Here is a 15,408-nt window from a genome sequence, read left to right as displayed (position 1 = left end):
CCTAATGGGGGAATGGCGCGGCGGCTAGAGGCCGTGCAGGGCCACATCCAGGCCGCGCCGGACGATGTCCGCCTTGATCCCGTCCGGGAGGTGGGCCAGTTCGGTGTCGAGCAGCAGGACGCTCAGGCCGTGCACCGCGGACCACATCACCACGTCCGAGTACTCGCGTCGCTCGGCCGGCAGCCGACCGAGCTCGACCAGTTCGTCCAGCGCCCGGGACATCAGCTCGTAGGCCTCCTCCGGCCGGTCCGGCGTGCCGGGCAGCCGCCCCTCGGCCTCGCCCTCGGCCTCGCCCTCGGCCTGGGCCTGGACCGCAGCCTGGGCCGCCTGCCGACGACCGACCATCGACTCGCCCTCGCCGGCCCCGTAGAAGATGGTCCGGAACAGGCCGGGCTCGGCGAACGCGAAGCGGACATAGCCGAGCCCCGCGGCGCGCAGCCGGCGCATCGCCTCGTCGCCCGGGTCCGGGCACGGCTCGCCCTTCGCCAACTCGGCCCGCATGGCCGCCGCGAGCAGTGCCAGGCCGTGATCCTTGACCGCCACGACCAGCTCGTGGTGGTTGGCGAAGTGCCGGTAGGCGGCGGTGGAGGACACTCCCGTCGCCCGCGCCGCCTCACGCAGCACGATCGCCTGCGGTCCGCCCGCCCGGGCCCGCTCCACGGCGGCCTCGGTCAGCGCGTTGCGCAGGTCCCCGTGATGGTATCCGCGACGACCCGAGGTGCCGGCGGCTTGCTCGCTTGCCATGGTTCTCCGTTCGATCCAGCCCCATGTTGACACTGCGCACATTCAATGCCAAGTTATCAATGCCAACATTGTTATCGGCGTCAACATCGTTTGCCCAACCCTGGCACCTCCGTCCCCCAGGGACCACATGGAAGGTCGATGATCATGCTCGAACGACTAGGGGACCTCGTGTTCCGCCGGGCCCGCATGGTGCTCGTGGTCGGCGGACTGCTGTTGCTCGTCGCGGCCGGGGTGGGCTTCGGCGCCTTCGGCAAGCTCCAGTCGGGCGGCTTCGAAGCGCCGAACTCGGCCTCGACCCGGGCTCAGGACGAGATCAAGGACACCTTCGGCGGCCGACCCAACCTGGTGGTCGAGGTACGCGCCAAGGACGGCTCCGGCGTCGACACACCCGCCGTCGCGGACGCCGGGCGCCGGCTCACCGCGGCCCTCGCCGCCGCGCCGGGCTTCGACCAGGTGGCCTCGTACTGGACCACCAACGCACCCGGCCTCAAGGCCGACGGGGGCCGCGGCGCGCTGCTCGTCGCCCATTCGGTCGAGGACGACGTCAGCGAACTGCCCAAGAGCGCCCAACTGCCCCCGGACAGTCCGCTCAAGGTGCGCATAGGCGGCGACGCCTCGATCGGCCCGGCGGTCAACGGCCAGGTCGGCAAGAGCCTGGCGATCGCCGAGTCGATCGCGGTGCCGCTGACCCTGCTGCTGCTCGTGCTCGCCTTCGGCAGCCTGATCGCCGCCCTGGTCCCGCTGGTGATCGGCTTCATCGCGATCATGGGCACGTTCGCCGAGCTGTACGTCCTCGGCAGCCTCACCGACGTCTCCATCTTCTCGATCAACCTCACCACCGCCCTGGGCCTGGGTCTGGCGATCGACTACGCGCTGCTGATCGTGGCCCGACACCGCGAACTGCTGCACGCCGGCCACGACCTGCACGACGCGGTGGTCGGCACACTGCGCACCGCCGGTCGCACGATCCTGTTCTCCGCCGCGACGGTGGCGGCCGCGCTCGCCGTGCTGCTGGTCTTCCCGCAGTACTTCCTGCGCTCCTTCGCCTACGCGGGCATCGGTGTGGTGGTCATCTCCGCGCTCGCCGCGCTGATCGTCGCGCCGGCCCTGCTCACCGTGCTCGGGCCGCGCGTCGAGTCGATGCGGATCAAGGGCATCAAGGGGGTCCAGGGCGCCGAGGCGCCGATGTGGTCGCGGCTCGCCGGCTTCGTCACCCGCCGGCCCGCGCTCACCGCGCTGCCCGTGGTGGCGGTGCTGCTGTTCGCCGCGTCGCCGCTGCTCGGGGTCAAGTTCGGCACGCCCGACGAGCGGGTGCTGCCGACCAGCACCGAGGCCCGCCAGGTCGGCGACACGCTGCGCGCGGACTACAGCCTCGACGACACCCGCACGCTGGACGTGGTGCTGCTCGGCGCCGGCGCCGAGGCCCCGGTGGACGGCTACGCCGCTCGACTCGCCACGCTGCCCGGCGTCACCCGGGTGGACAGCGCGGGCCCCGACCGGATCCGGCCGAACGCCCGCCTGCTGTCCGTGATCACCACGCTGCCCGCCAAGTCGGACGCCGCCCAGGACCTGGTCCGCGACGTCCGCGCGATCCCCGCGCCGGAGCGCACCGAGGCCCTGGTCGGCGGCACGGACGCGCGCCTGGTCGACACCAAGACCTCGATCGGCGACCGGCTGCCGCTGGCCTTCGGGCTGATCGTGCTCAGCACGTTCGTACTGCTGTTCCTGTTCACCGGGAGCATCCTGCAACCGCTGCGCGCGCTGCTCCTGAACGGGATCAGCATCCTGGCCGCGGTCGGCATCACCGTGTGGGTCTTCCAGGACGGGCATCTCTCCGGCCTGCTGGGCTTCACGCCGCTGCCGATGGACACGTCGATGACGGTGTTGTTGTTCTGCATCGCGTTCGCCCTGTCCATGGACTACGAGGTGTTCGTGACCAGCCGGATCAAGGAACTGCACGACGCCGGCGAATCCGACGAGGACGCGGTCCGGCACGGCCTGGGCCGCACCGGACGGATCGTCACCACCGCCGCCGCGCTGCTCGCGGTGACCTTCGTGGCCTTCCTGACCAGCAGCGTGAGCTTCCTGCAGTTGTTCGGCTTCGGCGCGGCGTTGGCGATCCTCCTGGACGCGACCCTGGTCCGCGGCGTGCTGGTGCCGGCCGCGATGCGCCTCCTGGGTCGGCACGCGTGGTACTCCCCGCGGGTCCTGCGCCGGCTGCACGACCGGGTGGGCCTGAGCGAGTCGGCCGCGGAACCGGCGGAGTCGGCGCCGCCGGCCCGGTCGGGTGCCGCGGACAGGGCCGACGAGCACGTGGCCGACGGCGCGCGCTGACCCCTCGCGCCGGGTCGTCGTACCGGACACCGGCGCCCGTCGCCCGCGGCGGTCGGCAAACGTGTACCGCAGTCGTCACGCGCACCGCGGTCGGCACACGAGAGCGGTCGGCACACGAGAAAGGGGCCGCCCCCGGGAATTGCTTCCCGGGGGCGGCCCCTCGTCGTGTGCGGTCTCCCGCGGCCGACTTACTCCTTGGTCAGGTTCGGGCCCGAGCCGGTCGCCTCGATGGGCGGCGCGTCCGGCAGCGGTGCCTTCTCCATGCCCTCGAAGGTGAACTGCTCGTCCTTGCCCTCACCCTCGGTGTCGACCACGATGATCGACCCGGAGCGCAGCTCGCCGTAGAGGATCTTCTCGGAGAGGTTGTCCTCGATCTGGCGCTGGATCGTCCGCCGGAGCGGACGGGCACCCAGCAGCGGGTCGTAGCCCCGCTTGGCGAGCAGGGCCTTGGCGGCCGGACGGAGCTCGATGCCCATGTCCCGGTCGCGCAGCCGCTCGTCCACCTTGGCGATCATCAGGTCGACGATCTGGATGATGTCTTCCTCGGAAAGCTGGTGGAAGACGATCGTGTCGTCGACACGGTTGAGGAACTCGGGACGGAAGTGCTGCTTCAGCTCTTCGTTGACCTTCGCCTTCATCCGGTCGTAACCGGTCTTGACGTCGGACGATCCGGAGAAACCGAGGCCGAAGCCCTTCGAGATGTCCCGCGTACCGAGGTTGGTCGTCATGATGATGACGGTGTTCTTGAAGTCCACCACCCGACCCTGGGAATCGGTCAGGCGACCGTCCTCCAGAATCTGCAGCAGCGAGTTGAAGATGTCCGGGTGGGCCTTCTCGACCTCGTCGAACAGGACCACCGAGAAAGGCTTGCGGCGCACCTTCTCGGTGAGCTGGCCGCCCTCTTCGTAACCCACATATCCGGGCGGCGAACCGAACAGCCGGGACACCGTGTGCTTCTCGGAGAACTCGCTCATGTCGAGCTGGATGAGCGCGTCCTCGTCGCCGAAGAGGAACTCGGCGAGCGTCTTGGACAGCTCGGTCTTACCGACACCGGACGGGCCGGCGAAGATGAACGAACCACCGGGACGCTTCGGGTCCTTGAGTCCGGCGCGGGTGCGCCGGATGGCCTGGGAGAGCGCCTTGATGGCGTCCTTCTGGCCGATGACCCGCTTGTGCAGCTCGTCCTCCATGCGGAGCAGACGGGCCGACTCCTCCTCGGTCAGCTTGAAGACCGGGATGCCGGTGGCGGTCGAGAGAACCTCTGCGATCAGTTCCTCGTCGACCTCGGCCACGACGTCCATGTCGCCGGCCTTCCACTCCTTCTCCCGCTTCGCCTTGTCGGCGAGCAGCTTCTTCTCGCTGTCGCGCAGGGACGCGGCCTTCTCGAAGTCCTGCGCGTCGATCGCGGACTCCTTGTCCCGACGCACGTTGGCGATCTTCTCGTCGAACTCGCGCAGGTCCGGCGGCGCGGTCATGCGCCGGATGCGCATCCGCGAGCCGGCCTCGTCGATGAGGTCGATCGCCTTGTCCGGCAGGAACCGGTCGGAGATGTACCGGTCCGCGAGCGTCGCCGCGGCCACCAGGGCCTGGTCGGTGATCGACACGCGGTGGTGCGCCTCGTAGCGGTCGCGCAGCCCCTTGAGGATCTCGATCGTGTGCGGCAGGGACGGTTCCGCGACCTGGATCGGCTGGAACCGGCGCTCGAGCGCCGCGTCCTTCTCCAGGTGCTTGCGGTACTCGTCGAGCGTGGTCGCACCGATCGTCTGCAGCTCGCCTCGCGCCAGCATCGGCTTGAGGATGCTCGCCGCGTCGATCGCGCCCTCGGCGGCACCCGCGCCGACGAGCGTGTGCAGCTCGTCGATGAACAGGATGATGTCGCCTCGGGTGCGGATCTCCTTGAGCACCTTCTTCAGCCGCTCCTCGAAGTCGCCTCGGTAGCGGGAACCCGCCACCAGCGCGCCGAGGTCCAGCGTGTAGAGCTGCTTGTCCTTGAGCGTCTCGGGCACCTCGCCCTTGACGATCGCCTGGGCCAGGCCCTCGACGACGGCGGTCTTGCCGACGCCGGGCTCGCCGATCAGGACGGGGTTGTTCTTGGTGCGGCGGGACAGCACCTGCATGACCCGCTCGATTTCCTTCTCTCGCCCGATGACGGGGTCGAGCTTGCCCTCGCGCGCCGCCTGGGTCAGGTTGCGCCCGAACTGGTCGAGCACGAGGGACGTCGACGGAGTCCCCTCCTGGCCGCTTCCGCCCGGAGCGGCGGATTCCTTGCCGCTCGAGTAGCCGGAGAGCAGCTGGATGACCTGCTGGCGGACCCGGTTGAGGTCGGCGCCGAGCTTCACGAGGACCTGGGCGGCGACGCCCTCGCCCTCGCGGATCAGGCCCAGAAGGATGTGCTCCGTGCCGATGTAGTTGTGGCCGAGCTGGAGCGCCTCGCGAAGCGACAGCTCGAGGACCTTCTTCGCACGGGGCGTGAAGGGGATGTGACCGGACGGAGCCTGCTGGCCCTGGCCGATGATCTCCTCAACCTGCTGACGCACTGCCTCAAGCGAGATGCCGAGGCTCTCCAGGGCCTTCGCAGCGACGCCCTCACCCTCGTGGATGAGGCCAAGGAGGATGTGCTCAGTACCGATGTAGTTGTGGTTGAGCATCCGGGCCTCCTCCTGAGCCAGGACGACAACCCGCCGCGCGCGGTCGGTGAACCTCTCGAACATCGTTATCGCTCCTCAGAGCGGTCGTGCAGATCGGGGACGGTCCCCTCCCTGTCCTTCCGCATGCTAGTCCTGCACGCAGGACCGCTCGATTCGTCCGTGAAGACGTGCGACCCACGTGTTGCGGACCGCGTTGGACAACTAGTCAAACCCGATGGTGCGTGTCGGTGTTCCCGTCGGTCACGTCCTGAGGCCGATTCCGAGTACGCCAGAAGCGAACGCGGCATTTTCCGGCACCGGTCCGACCCGGCGCGGGCCCGGATTCCGCCTCCCCGTGCCCCCTCCATGTTCGGGTCATACCCCGGACGACACCTGCTGTATACCGGCAGGTCACGACCGGTGTGCGGGCAACCGCGCGGGCGCCGGGGAAGAGCCGGCGCGGCCATCCCACACATTGCGTCACTCATTGCGGTTGCCATATCACCTTTCGTAACCTCGCTGTCGTCCCGGAGTTGAACACGTTATGGCAGCCACGCTTGTTTTCGCGTCCCGTTCGGCGCCCGTCGTCCCCGGCCCGCTGGACGAGGCCCTCTGGTACGCGCGTGCCCTCGGATGGCCGGTGGGTCCGGGATCGCTCGACCCGGCGCACGAGAGCGCGGCCGCGACCACCGATCCGCGCGTGCTCGCGGGCCACTGGGCGGCCACCCCCTCGGCCCCGGTCCGGCTGGCCGCGGGGGTGCGGTTCGACGTCCTGGACGTGCCCGGTGCGGCCGGTGTCCGGGCCCTGGACCGGGCCGAGCGGCTCGGCGCCCCGGTCGGGCCGGTGGCCGCGACCGGGACCGGCCGGATCCAGTTCTTCGTGGCCCCGGGGGTCGCGGGCGACCTGCCCGCACTGCTGGACTGGCTGGACTGGGCCGATCTGGACCTGGACCTGCGCGCGTACGGCGAGGGCGACACGGTGGCCGCGCCGTCGCCGTGGCCGGCCACGTGGCGGGCCCCGTGGCCGCGGTCGTGGGAGCACGCGCGCTGGTTGCGGCCACCGGTCGACCCGGGCCGGGTGTGCCCCGCCGGGGACCTCGCGGCACTAGGCGCGGTGTTGCACGTGGACGTGCGTTTCCCGGACGTGACCCGGCTGCTGAGCACGTTGGCGCACGCCTGCCAGCACGTACGGCTGTTCCCGAGGCCGCGGGCGACCGAGCCCAGGCCGCTGACCCACCACCGCCCGGCGCCGGCCTGAGGCCCGGCCGCGAGGCCGGCACCGGCACCGGCTCCGGCTCCGGCACCGGCTCCCGGAAAACGACATGAGCGGTGCCCTCCCCCGAACGAATCGGGGGAGGGCACCGCTCGATGATGGCGTCGACGATCAGGCGTGGGCCTTCTCGTAGGCGTCGCGAATGTTGCCCGGCACACGACCGCGCTCGCTCACGTCGTAGCCGTTCTCCTTGGCCCAGGCGCGGATCTTGGCGGTGTCGCCGGAGGCGGCACCACCCTTGACCACCTGGCGGACGCCGCGGCGAGCCGCGACCCGGCCACCGGTCTTACGGCCGGCCTCGACGTAGGTCGTCAGGGCCGCGCGGAGCTGCTCTGCGTGCGTGGCGCTCAGGTCGATCTCGTAGGAGACACCGTCGAGCGCGAACGTCACCGTCTCATCGGCCTTGCCGCCGTCGAGGTCGTCAACGAGAAGAATCTGGACCTTCTGTGCCACCAGGATTCCCTTTCATCGGGAGGGTTCACAACCAGCTCAAGAAAAGGAAACCGCTTTCTGCGGGAAAATACAAACCCACCCGCGCGGAACCCGTCGAGTCGGCAATACGTTACCGGGTTTGTGGTTGCGACTTCACCGCACACCACACCGTCACGGGCAAGAAGCGTCAAGAGGTTCGCCGGCGCGGGGCACGCGATCTCCACCACACTCGCCCGGTCTACGCGGATCGAGATCACTGCCAGAGATGGAGCAGCATCCGCGTGTTGCCAAGGGTGTTGGGTTTGACGCGTTCCAGATCCAAAAACTCGGCGACGCCCTCGTCGTACGAACGCATCAGTTCACTGTAGACATCGCCGTCGATCGGTGTCTCCTCGATCTCGACGAAGCCGTGCTTCGCGAAGAAGTCGACCTCGAAGGTCAAGCAGAATATCCGCCGAACACCGAGCCAACGCGCGGTCTCCAGGAGTTTGGTGAGCAAGAGGTGGCCCACTCCGGAGCCGCGGCACACGGGATCCACCGCGAGAGTGCGTACCTCCGCCAGGTCCTCCCACATCACGTGCAGCGCCCCGCACGCGACCACCTCACTGTCGGCGTCCCGCTCCGCGACCCAAAACTCCTGCACATCCTCGAAGAGGGTGACGGTTGGTTTGTCGAGGAGGATACGCAGACCCACGTACCCATCCACAAGGCGACGAATGGCCCGCACATCGGACGTTCTGGCACGTCGGATCGTCACTTCCATGGGCTGACGCTATCGCGATCACGATAGGCATCGCCGCTCCGCCCGGTTTACCACCGATCTGCCCGGGTGGTCTCGGAAACACCCGGACCGACAGCAGAGGTCCGAGCGGGGTTTCCCACCGCCCGGACCTCGGGTTCTTCATACATCCGGCACCGATACCGACGGACCCGTCCACGGGTCGTGGAGTGATCAGGACGGATATGGACGGATTCCCCCGGTCATTCCCGGGTCCTGGATTCGACCACGCGCGTGCTCGCACAGGCCGCTTCGGCATCGTCGCCGCACGCGTTGCCGATCACCGGCTTCGCGCCCGGCGCGCTGACGAAACTCGAACGAGCGCTCATCTCGGATCCGGCCGCGCCTTCCGGAACCTTGAGCACGAGAATCAGGGTGATCGCGGAGCCCGGCTTGATCCGGCCGGTCTTCCACACTCCGGTCGCGGTGTCGAATTCACCCTGCGACGGCTTGGATTCCACCAGTTTCGCGCCCGCGGGCAACGCGTTGCGCACGACCGCGGACTTCGCCTCGACGCCGCCGGAGTTCAGCACGGTCACCGTGTGGGTGACCGTGTCACCGGGCTTGGCCTGCGCGGGGTCGGCCGTGCGGCGCAATTCGAGCCTGACCGCCGCGGCCGGGTCGACCGGCGGGGCGGGCGGCTTGTCCGGCGTCACCGACGGCGGTTCCTTCGCGGCCGGCGGCTGAATCGGCTGCGTCACCGAGGACGTGTCGATGCCGAGGTCGGCGAGGTCGGGCAGGGTCACGCCCGGCGGCAACGACGTGGTCAGCGAGCTCAGCAGGCCCGAGAGCGTGCTCTGCAGGTCCTGCCCGAGCGTCTCGTGCATCCGGTCGAGTCGGGCGCGCAGGTCGGCCATCGCGGCGCCGAGCGCGGCCGTCCCGGGCAGCGGCGATGTGGGCACCCGCGAGGACGACCACAGCGTCCACCCGTAGGAGGTCCCGTACGAAGCGCCCGACGAGGTCGTGTACGAGGTGCCGTACGACGTCGCGGCCGGTTGGGGCGGGCGCTCCGACGACGCGGTGGCCGGGCCGGCCGTGGCCAGGTTCGCGCCCAGCGCGGCGGTCACGCCGACAGTGACCACCGCGAGGGCGTGCCTCGCTCGGGTTTTCGCTCGCATCATGTCGGTCCACTTTCCGTTCCGCTGTGCAGAAGTCCGCATTTCTTACGTAGATCATTAATACGATTACGCAGAGTTGCGCCCTCGGGGCGCCGGCGGCTGCGCCGAACGAATTAACAAGGCCCCCGATCAGCCCAGGGAAGTCCCGAAGGCGCGGGCGATTCGACGTGGGTTCGAGGCGGGTTCGAGGCGGGTCCGACTCAAGGCAGCGCGACGCGCAACGCGTCGCGCAACGCCTCGATCTGTTCCGGCGTCATCCCCTCGACGAAGTGCACGAGAGCACCGGCACGACTGTCGCCCGCCGCCCAGTCGGCGCGCATCAACTCGGCGGTATACGCGTCGCGCGAGCGCACGGCTTCGTACAGATAGGCCCGGCCGGCCAACCGGCGGCGCAGCAGGCCCTTGCGGAAGAGTTTGCCGAGCACGGTCATCACCGTCGTATAAGCCGGTTCACGATCCGGCAGCAGCGCCTCCTGTACCTCGCGCACCGACGACGGGCGATTGAGCCACCAGACGCGGAGCATCACCTGGGTTTCGAGTTCACCGAGACGATTCATGGCGGGCCCTTCGTGAAACCTGGTCGCGCCGTGAACTGCGTCACCCTCGTCGCGCGATCTCCTACGCGGCATCGTAGGCACGGTTTCGTCCGGATTTGTCGCAAGTGGTGGTTCGCGGCGACCGGGCGGGTGCAGGGATTACTACGCGGCGTCGTAGTGTCCGCTCCGTGACGACTTGGTCGATGCGCGGTGGATTGCTACCACTGATCCCGGCCCTGTCGTCGAAACCCCGAGGTATTCGTGCCGCACTCCCCCGAAGCTCCGTCCACGTCCACGTCCACGCCCACGTCCGGGCCGGTCGACCGCGTCGCGCGGCTCAAGGCTCTGCGCCCGAGCCGCTCGGTCACCGTGGTCTCGGGCCTCGCGCTGCTGGCCGTCGCGGTCACCACCGGCGTCCAGACGGCGGGTTCGGGAGCGGGCCGGGAGCACGCGGCCGGGTCGGCGAGCGCCGATCCCGGCACGGCGCAGCGGCTCGCCGATCGGGGTGCGGACGTCGCGGCCCGTTCCCAGGAGCGCGCGACGCTGGGTGCCACCGGGGAACAGGCCAAGGAATCGGCGGCCTCGGACGCGGCCGTACGAGCGGAGGCGGAGCGGGCACAGGAGCTCGAACGCGCGGAAGAGGCGGAGCGGGAGGCCGAGCGAGAGGCGGAGCGGGCCCGCGAGGTCGAGCAGGCCCAGGAGGCCGAGCGGCAGGCGGCGGCGCAAGCCGAGACCGAGCGGGCGGAGGCCGAGCGCGCGGAGGAGGCCAAGCGGGCGGAGGCCAGGCGGGCCGCCGGATGGGTGCTGCCGACCTCCGACTACACGCTGACCGGCCGCTTCGGCAACAGCGGCTCGCGCTGGGCGCACACGCACACCGGGCTGGACTTCGCCGCGCGCTCCGGCACGCCGATCAAGGCCGCCGCCGCCGGGAAGATAGCCTCCGCCGGCACCGCGGGCGCGTTCGGCAACCGGATCGTGATCACCCACCCCGACGGCACCCAGACCTGGTACTGCCACCAGTCGCGGTTCGCGAAGACCTCCGGCTCGGTGGCGGCGGGCGAGGTGATCGGCTACGTCGGCACGACCGGCAACTCCACCGGCCCGCACCTGCACTTCGAGGTACACCCCCGCGGCGGCGCGGCCGTGGACCCGGGTTCGTGGCTGGCGAACAAGGGCGTCAAGCCCTGAGCGCCGTCTCGGCGGGCCTCCTCAGTCCCTGAGGGCGAGCGAGTCCAACCAGTCCCACCAGCCGCCCTCGGCGATCAGCCCGGCGAGCTTGGCGTAGCCGACCGAGTCGCAGTGCGCCCCGTCGCCGTACGCCTCGATGCTGGCCCACCACTGCGGATCCTCGCGCAGCACGCGCTGGAGCGGCACGAAGGTGATGCCGCGCGCGGCGCAGGTCTTCGCGTACGCCTCCTCCAACGCGAGCGCGTCCTCGCCGTCGTTCGCCTCGTCGGGGACCGGTGGCGCGCCGACGACCAGGCAGGTCCAGCGGGCGCCGGTGGCGGTGTCCAGTATCGCGTCGAGGTTGGCGACGCTGTCGGCGTGCTTGACCCGGCGGCGGCCGCGCTCGACCTTGACGTCGTTGACGCCGAACGCGAACACCATGCCGGTGCCGTCGGCGTGCCGCATGCGCGGGACCGCCTCGCCGTACCAGCGCTCCGCGACGTCGGCGGAGGTCTCCAGTCGTACGCCGAGGTTGTACGCGGTCAACTGCCGGCCTCGGCGACGGGACTCGGCCGCGAGGCGACCGACCCATCCGCCGCCGGAGAGGTCGCCGACGCCTTGCACGAACGAATCGCCGGCGACGCAGATCCGGAGATCGGGGGCTGCTTCCATGCGGCCGACCCTATGCGTACGAACGGGTGACGCGCCCGGAAACAGGACAGGAGCCCCCTCGGGAGCGACGATCCGTCACCGAGGGGGCTCCGCCGCGCCGTCCGGCGGGTCAGTCGGTGGTCGGCTTCACCAGCGGGAACAGGATCGTCTCCCGGATGCCGCGGCCGGTGAAGGCCATGATCATCCGGTCGATGCCCAGGCCCAGACCGCCGCTCGGCGGCATCGCGAACTCCAGCGCGCGCAGGAAGTCCTCGTCGATCCGCATGGCCTCGACGTCACCGCCCGCCGCGAGCAGCGACTGCTCGGTGAGCCGGCGGCGCTGCTCGACCGGGTCGACCAACTCGGAGTACGCCGTGCCCAGTTCCATGCCGAAGCCGATCAGGTCCCACTTCTCCGCGACGCCCGGCACGCTGCGGTGCTGGCGGGTCAGCGGCGAGGTCTCGATCGGGAAGTCGCGCACGAAGGTCGGCTCGGCCAGCGTGTGCTCGACCAGCGCCTCGTAGATCTCCTGGACCAACTTGCCCTGGCCCCAAGCCTTGTCGTACTCGATCTCGCGCGCGTCGGCGAGCTTGCGCACGGTCTCGATCGGCGTCTCGGGGGTGACCTCCTCGCCGACGGCCTCGGAGACCGAGCCGTAGACGGTGATCTCGCGCCACTCGCCGGAGATGTCCACCTCGCGGTCGCCGTAGCGGAAGGTGTGCGTCCCGAACACGGCCTGCGCGACGTGCTGGTAGACCTCGCGGGTGAGAGTGGCCATCGTGTTGTAGTCGCCGTACGCCTGGTAGGCCTCGAGCATGGTGAACTCGGGGTTGTGCGTCGAGTCCGCGCCCTCGTTGCGGAAGTTGCGGTTGATCTCGAAGACCTTCTCGGCGCCGCCGACGACCAGGCGCTTGAGGTACAGCTCCGGCGCGATGCGCAGGTAGAGGTCCATGTCGTAGGCGTTGATGTGGGTGACGAACGGGCGCGCGGTGGCGCCGCCGTGCACCGGCTGCAACATCGGGGTCTCGACCTCCAGGAAGTCCCTGGTGTCGAACCACTCGCGGATCGAGCGCACGATCCGGCTGCGGGTGCGCAACATCGCGCGCGACTCGTCGTTGACGATCAGGTCGACGTAGCGCTGGCGGACCCGGGCCTCGGGGTCGGTCAGGCCCTTGTGCTTGTCCGGCAGCGGGCGCAGGCACTTGGACGTGATCGCCCACGTGTCGACCATGATCGACAGCTCGCCGCGGCGGGACGTGATCACCTGGCCCTCGACGCCGACGTGGTCGCCCAGGTCGACGTCGCTCTTCCAGGCGGCGAGCGACTCGGCGCCGACGCCGTCCAGCGAGACCATCACCTGGATGTCGCCGTCACCGTCGCGCAGCGTCGCGAAGCACAGCTTGCCGCCGGTGCGATAGAGCACCACCCGGCCGGTGACACCGACCCGGCGCCCGGTCTCCACATCCGCCTCGAGACCGTCGAACTCGGCACGCAGCGCGCCCACCGTCGTGCTGCGGGGGAACCCGACCGGGTACGGGTCGGTCCCCTCGGCCCGAAGCCGATCGAGCTTGTCGCGGCGAACCCGCATCTGCTCGGGAAGGTCGTCGATCTGCGGCTGCGCTGCGCTCTGCTCGGTCACGGGACAAGGCTACCCATGGCCACCCGGCTCCCCGAACCGATATCCGCCCGATCGGCGCGCCCCCGTGCGGTTGCCGGACACGGCCCGGCGGCGGGAGGCGGCGGGAGGCCACGCCGGACGGGAAACGGGGTCCCGGTCAGCCGGTGCCGGTCTGGAGGATCTCGGGGGCCGGGAGTTGACCGAGGGGACGACCCTGGCGGCGGTGCGGGATGACCGGCGAGAGCGCCTCGCGGATCGGGTCCGCGTCGAGGGGCGGGACGGCGGCCGGCACGGAATCGGGTGCGGGTGCGTGCGCCGTGTTCGGGCTCTCGGCGTCGCGGTCGGTCGCGACCTCGGCGGCCTCCGGTTCGGGCGACGTGGGCGCGTCGGGTTCGAGCCCGTGCTCGGCCTCGGGCTCGGGCTCGGCCCGGGGTTCGCGCTCGGCCTCGGACGGGTCCTCGGCGGCGCGGCCGACCATCCCGGCGGTACCGTCCGTGACATCCGTGCCGGCCGCCGGCTCCGCGCCGTCCGCGACATCCGTGGTGTCCATGTCTTCCACGACCGCCGTCACCTCCAAACCGATCGGGTCCGCGGCCTGCTCGACGGGTTCCTCGGCGAGGGCAGGCCGGGGTTCGGGTTCGCTTTCCGGAATCGGCACGGGAGTCGGCTCCGCGGTGAAGGCGGGTTTGCGCTCGGCCGCTGCCGGCGGGGCGGGGCGGGGGCGGGTGGGGATCAGGATGTCCAAGGGGTCGGCGCGGATGGCTCGGGCGGCTTCGGCGGTGGCTCGGCGGTGGGCTCGGGCGGCGAGGCGCTGTTCGAGGTCGGCCTCGGCCAGGTGTGTGCACCGGCGGAGCAGGGCCGCGCGGCTCGCGCGTTCGCGTTCGCCGCACGGGAGGTCGAGGGTGGTGCGCAGGGCGGCCAGGTCCTCGGCCGAGGGGACGTGCGCGATCTCGTCCACCGCGTTGCGCAGGCAGGACAGGAAGCCGGCCGCGCTCCCGGGCAGCGCGTCCCGATAGCGCCGCAGTTCGGACGTCATGAACGCGCGCAGCCGTTCGCGCTCGTCGTGCGCCTCGCCGATCGCCTGGCCGAGCAGCCAGAAGTCGACCGAGTCGCGCCCCCCGCGCAGCGCGACGGCAAGCGCGCGACGCAGCACCCGCACCTCGTGCGCGCTGAAGGCCATCCCCTGGTCACCATGTGGCGTCGGCATACCACGCACTGTATGCGGAGAGGTGGACAATCCGGCTTATTTGATGCGTGTGTTTTTCCGACTTGGAGCCGGCCGCGAAGCCGGCTCCGATCAGACCGCCGCGTTGCGCTCGTAGACCATCCGCAGGCCGATCAGGGTCAGCCACGGCTCGTGCACGTCGATCACCGAGGCCTCCCCCAGCACCAGCGTCGCCAGTCCGCCGGTGGCCACCACGGTGACCGCGTCCGGGTCGTCCGGGGACAGTTCGGCCGCCATCCGCTTGACCACGCCGTCCACCTGGCCGGCGAAGCCGTACAGGATGCCCGCCTGCATCGCCTCGACCGTGCTCTTGCCGATCACGCTCCGCGGGCGCATCAGCTCGATCTTGCGCAGTTGCGCGCCGCGCGCGCCCAGCGCGTCCACCGAGATCTCGATGCCGGGGGCGATCGCGCCGCCGACGTACTCGCCCTTGGTGCTGACCGCGTCGAAGGTGGTCGCGGTGCCGAAGTCGACCACCACGCACGGGCCGCCGTACAGCTTGACCGCCGCGAGCGCGTTGATGATCCGGTCGGTGCCGACCTCCTTGGGGTTGTCCATCAGGACCGGCACGCCGGTCTTGACCCCGGGCTCGACGACGACCGTGGGGATGTCGCCGTAGTAGCGCCGCACCATGTCGCGCATCTCGTGCAGCACGGACGGCACGGTGGAACAGATCGCGATGCCGTCGATGCCGTCGGCACCGATCAGCGGGTGCTGGCCGAGCAACCCCGCGAGGACCACCGCGAGTTCGTCGGCGGTCCGCCGGGCCTCGGTCGAGATGCGCCAGTGCTCGACGATCTCGTCACCGTCGAACAGGCCGAGCACGGTATGCGAGTTACCGACGTCGATGGTGAGCAACATCGTGGGCGTCCTTGGTGTTCTGGCTCGGGCCGTGGGGGACGGAG

At 70.3% G+C, this 15,408-nt stretch carries 13 protein-coding genes; 3 read left to right on the top strand and 10 right to left on the bottom strand.

Annotated features, from left to right (window positions below; all coding sequences use genetic code 11):
* Positions 1–24 precede the first annotated feature (24 nt).
* Positions 25–744: a TetR/AcrR family transcriptional regulator gene (locus ACWCPW_RS06620; protein ID WP_449760473.1), complete on the bottom strand. Its 720-nt coding sequence runs from the start codon at positions 742–744 to the stop codon at positions 25–27.
* A gap of 144 nt (positions 745–888) precedes the next feature.
* Between ACWCPW_RS06620 and ACWCPW_RS06615 the strand changes: the two genes are divergently transcribed.
* Positions 889–3,078, top strand: coding sequence for an MMPL family transporter (locus ACWCPW_RS06615; protein WP_449760537.1), 2,190 nt, complete (start codon positions 889–891; stop codon positions 3,076–3,078).
* Positions 3,079–3,266: 188 nt separating this feature from the next.
* Here the strand turns inward: ACWCPW_RS06615 and ACWCPW_RS06610 are convergent, their stop codons facing one another.
* Positions 3,267–5,789 (bottom strand): ATP-dependent Clp protease ATP-binding subunit, encoded by a 2,523-nt coding sequence (locus tag ACWCPW_RS06610; protein WP_395866841.1) that lies wholly within the window; start codon positions 5,787–5,789, stop codon positions 3,267–3,269.
* Positions 5,790–6,249: 460 nt separating this feature from the next.
* Between ACWCPW_RS06610 and ACWCPW_RS06605 the strand changes: the two genes are divergently transcribed.
* Positions 6,250–6,963: an SCO3374 family protein gene (locus ACWCPW_RS06605; RefSeq protein WP_449760472.1), complete on the top strand. Its 714-nt coding sequence runs from the start codon at positions 6,250–6,252 to the stop codon at positions 6,961–6,963.
* Positions 6,964–7,089: 126 nt separating this feature from the next.
* Here ACWCPW_RS06605 and ACWCPW_RS06600 read toward each other — a convergent pair whose 3' ends face one another.
* The 4 genes from ACWCPW_RS06600 to ACWCPW_RS06585 all read right to left on the bottom strand — a co-directional run bounded on the left by ACWCPW_RS06600 (position 7,090) and on the right by ACWCPW_RS06585 (position 9,863).
* Positions 7,090–7,431, bottom strand: coding sequence for a histone-like nucleoid-structuring protein Lsr2 (locus ACWCPW_RS06600; RefSeq protein ID WP_355542767.1), 342 nt, complete (start codon positions 7,429–7,431; stop codon positions 7,090–7,092).
* A gap of 232 nt (positions 7,432–7,663) precedes the next feature.
* Positions 7,664–8,173 carry an amino-acid N-acetyltransferase gene (locus tag ACWCPW_RS06595; protein WP_395866837.1) on the bottom strand — a complete coding sequence of 170 codons (510 nt, stop codon included), beginning with the start codon at positions 8,171–8,173 and terminating at the stop codon, positions 7,664–7,666.
* Positions 8,174–8,391: 218 nt separating this feature from the next.
* Positions 8,392–9,270 carry a DUF11 domain-containing protein gene (locus ACWCPW_RS06590; RefSeq protein ID WP_449760471.1) on the bottom strand — a complete coding sequence of 293 codons (879 nt, stop codon included), beginning with the start codon at positions 9,268–9,270 and terminating at the stop codon, positions 8,392–8,394.
* Between the two features lie 236 nt (positions 9,271–9,506).
* Positions 9,507–9,863, bottom strand: a complete 357-nt coding sequence (locus tag ACWCPW_RS06585) for a BlaI/MecI/CopY family transcriptional regulator (RefSeq protein WP_449760470.1) — start codon at positions 9,861–9,863, stop codon at positions 9,507–9,509.
* Positions 9,864–10,103: 240 nt separating this feature from the next.
* On the opposite strand from ACWCPW_RS06585, the gene ACWCPW_RS06580 reads away from it, so the two are divergent.
* Positions 10,104–11,030, top strand: a complete 927-nt coding sequence (locus tag ACWCPW_RS06580; RefSeq protein ID WP_449760469.1) for a M23 family metallopeptidase — start codon at positions 10,104–10,106, stop codon at positions 11,028–11,030.
* A 21-nt stretch (positions 11,031–11,051) separates the two neighbouring features.
* Here the strand turns inward: ACWCPW_RS06580 and ACWCPW_RS06575 are convergent, their stop codons facing one another.
* The 4 genes from ACWCPW_RS06575 to ACWCPW_RS06560 form a co-directional block, all read right to left on the bottom strand.
* Positions 11,052–11,681 carry a GDSL-type esterase/lipase family protein gene (locus ACWCPW_RS06575; RefSeq protein ID WP_449760468.1) on the bottom strand — a complete coding sequence of 210 codons (630 nt, stop codon included), beginning with the start codon at positions 11,679–11,681 and terminating at the stop codon, positions 11,052–11,054.
* Between the two features lie 109 nt (positions 11,682–11,790).
* Positions 11,791–13,299 carry a bifunctional lysylphosphatidylglycerol synthetase/lysine--tRNA ligase LysX gene (lysX, locus tag ACWCPW_RS06570; RefSeq protein WP_395866828.1) on the bottom strand — a complete coding sequence of 503 codons (1,509 nt, stop codon included), beginning with the start codon at positions 13,297–13,299 and terminating at the stop codon, positions 11,791–11,793.
* Between the two features lie 136 nt (positions 13,300–13,435).
* Positions 13,436–14,485: a hypothetical protein gene (locus ACWCPW_RS06565; RefSeq protein ID WP_449760467.1), complete on the bottom strand. Its 1,050-nt coding sequence runs from the start codon at positions 14,483–14,485 to the stop codon at positions 13,436–13,438.
* Between the two features lie 90 nt (positions 14,486–14,575).
* Complete coding sequence (locus ACWCPW_RS06560; RefSeq protein ID WP_020549599.1) at positions 14,576–15,364, bottom strand: type III pantothenate kinase; 789 nt, start codon at positions 15,362–15,364, stop codon at positions 14,576–14,578.
* Between the last annotated feature and the right edge of the window lie 44 nt (positions 15,365–15,408).

Source organism: Embleya sp. NPDC001921 (assembly GCF_053594475.1).
This window is presented reverse-complemented; position numbering and strand designations above follow the sequence as displayed.

Bases quoted from the DNA above. Each gene is read 5' to 3' on its own strand.
- ACWCPW_RS06620 (WP_449760473.1), bottom strand. From the start codon at position 744: ATGGCAAGCGAGCAAGCCGCCGGCACCTCGGGTCGTCGCGGATACCAT.
- ACWCPW_RS06615 (WP_449760537.1), top strand. From the start codon at position 889: ATGCTCGAACGACTAGGGGACCTCGTGTTCCGCCGGGCCCGCATGGTG.
- ACWCPW_RS06610 (WP_395866841.1), bottom strand. From the start codon at position 5,789: ATGTTCGAGAGGTTCACCGACCGCGCGCGGCGGGTTGTCGTCCTGGCT.
- ACWCPW_RS06605 (WP_449760472.1), top strand. From the start codon at position 6,250: ATGGCAGCCACGCTTGTTTTCGCGTCCCGTTCGGCGCCCGTCGTCCCC.
- ACWCPW_RS06595 (WP_395866837.1), bottom strand. From the start codon at position 8,173: ATGGAAGTGACGATCCGACGTGCCAGAACGTCCGATGTGCGGGCCATT.
- ACWCPW_RS06585 (WP_449760470.1), bottom strand. From the start codon at position 9,863: ATGAATCGTCTCGGTGAACTCGAAACCCAGGTGATGCTCCGCGTCTGG.
- ACWCPW_RS06575 (WP_449760468.1), bottom strand. From the start codon at position 11,681: ATGGAAGCAGCCCCCGATCTCCGGATCTGCGTCGCCGGCGATTCGTTC.
- ACWCPW_RS06565 (WP_449760467.1), bottom strand. From the start codon at position 14,485: ATGCCGACGCCACATGGTGACCAGGGGATGGCCTTCAGCGCGCACGAG.
- ACWCPW_RS06560 (WP_020549599.1), bottom strand. From the start codon at position 15,364: ATGTTGCTCACCATCGACGTCGGTAACTCGCATACCGTGCTCGGCCTG.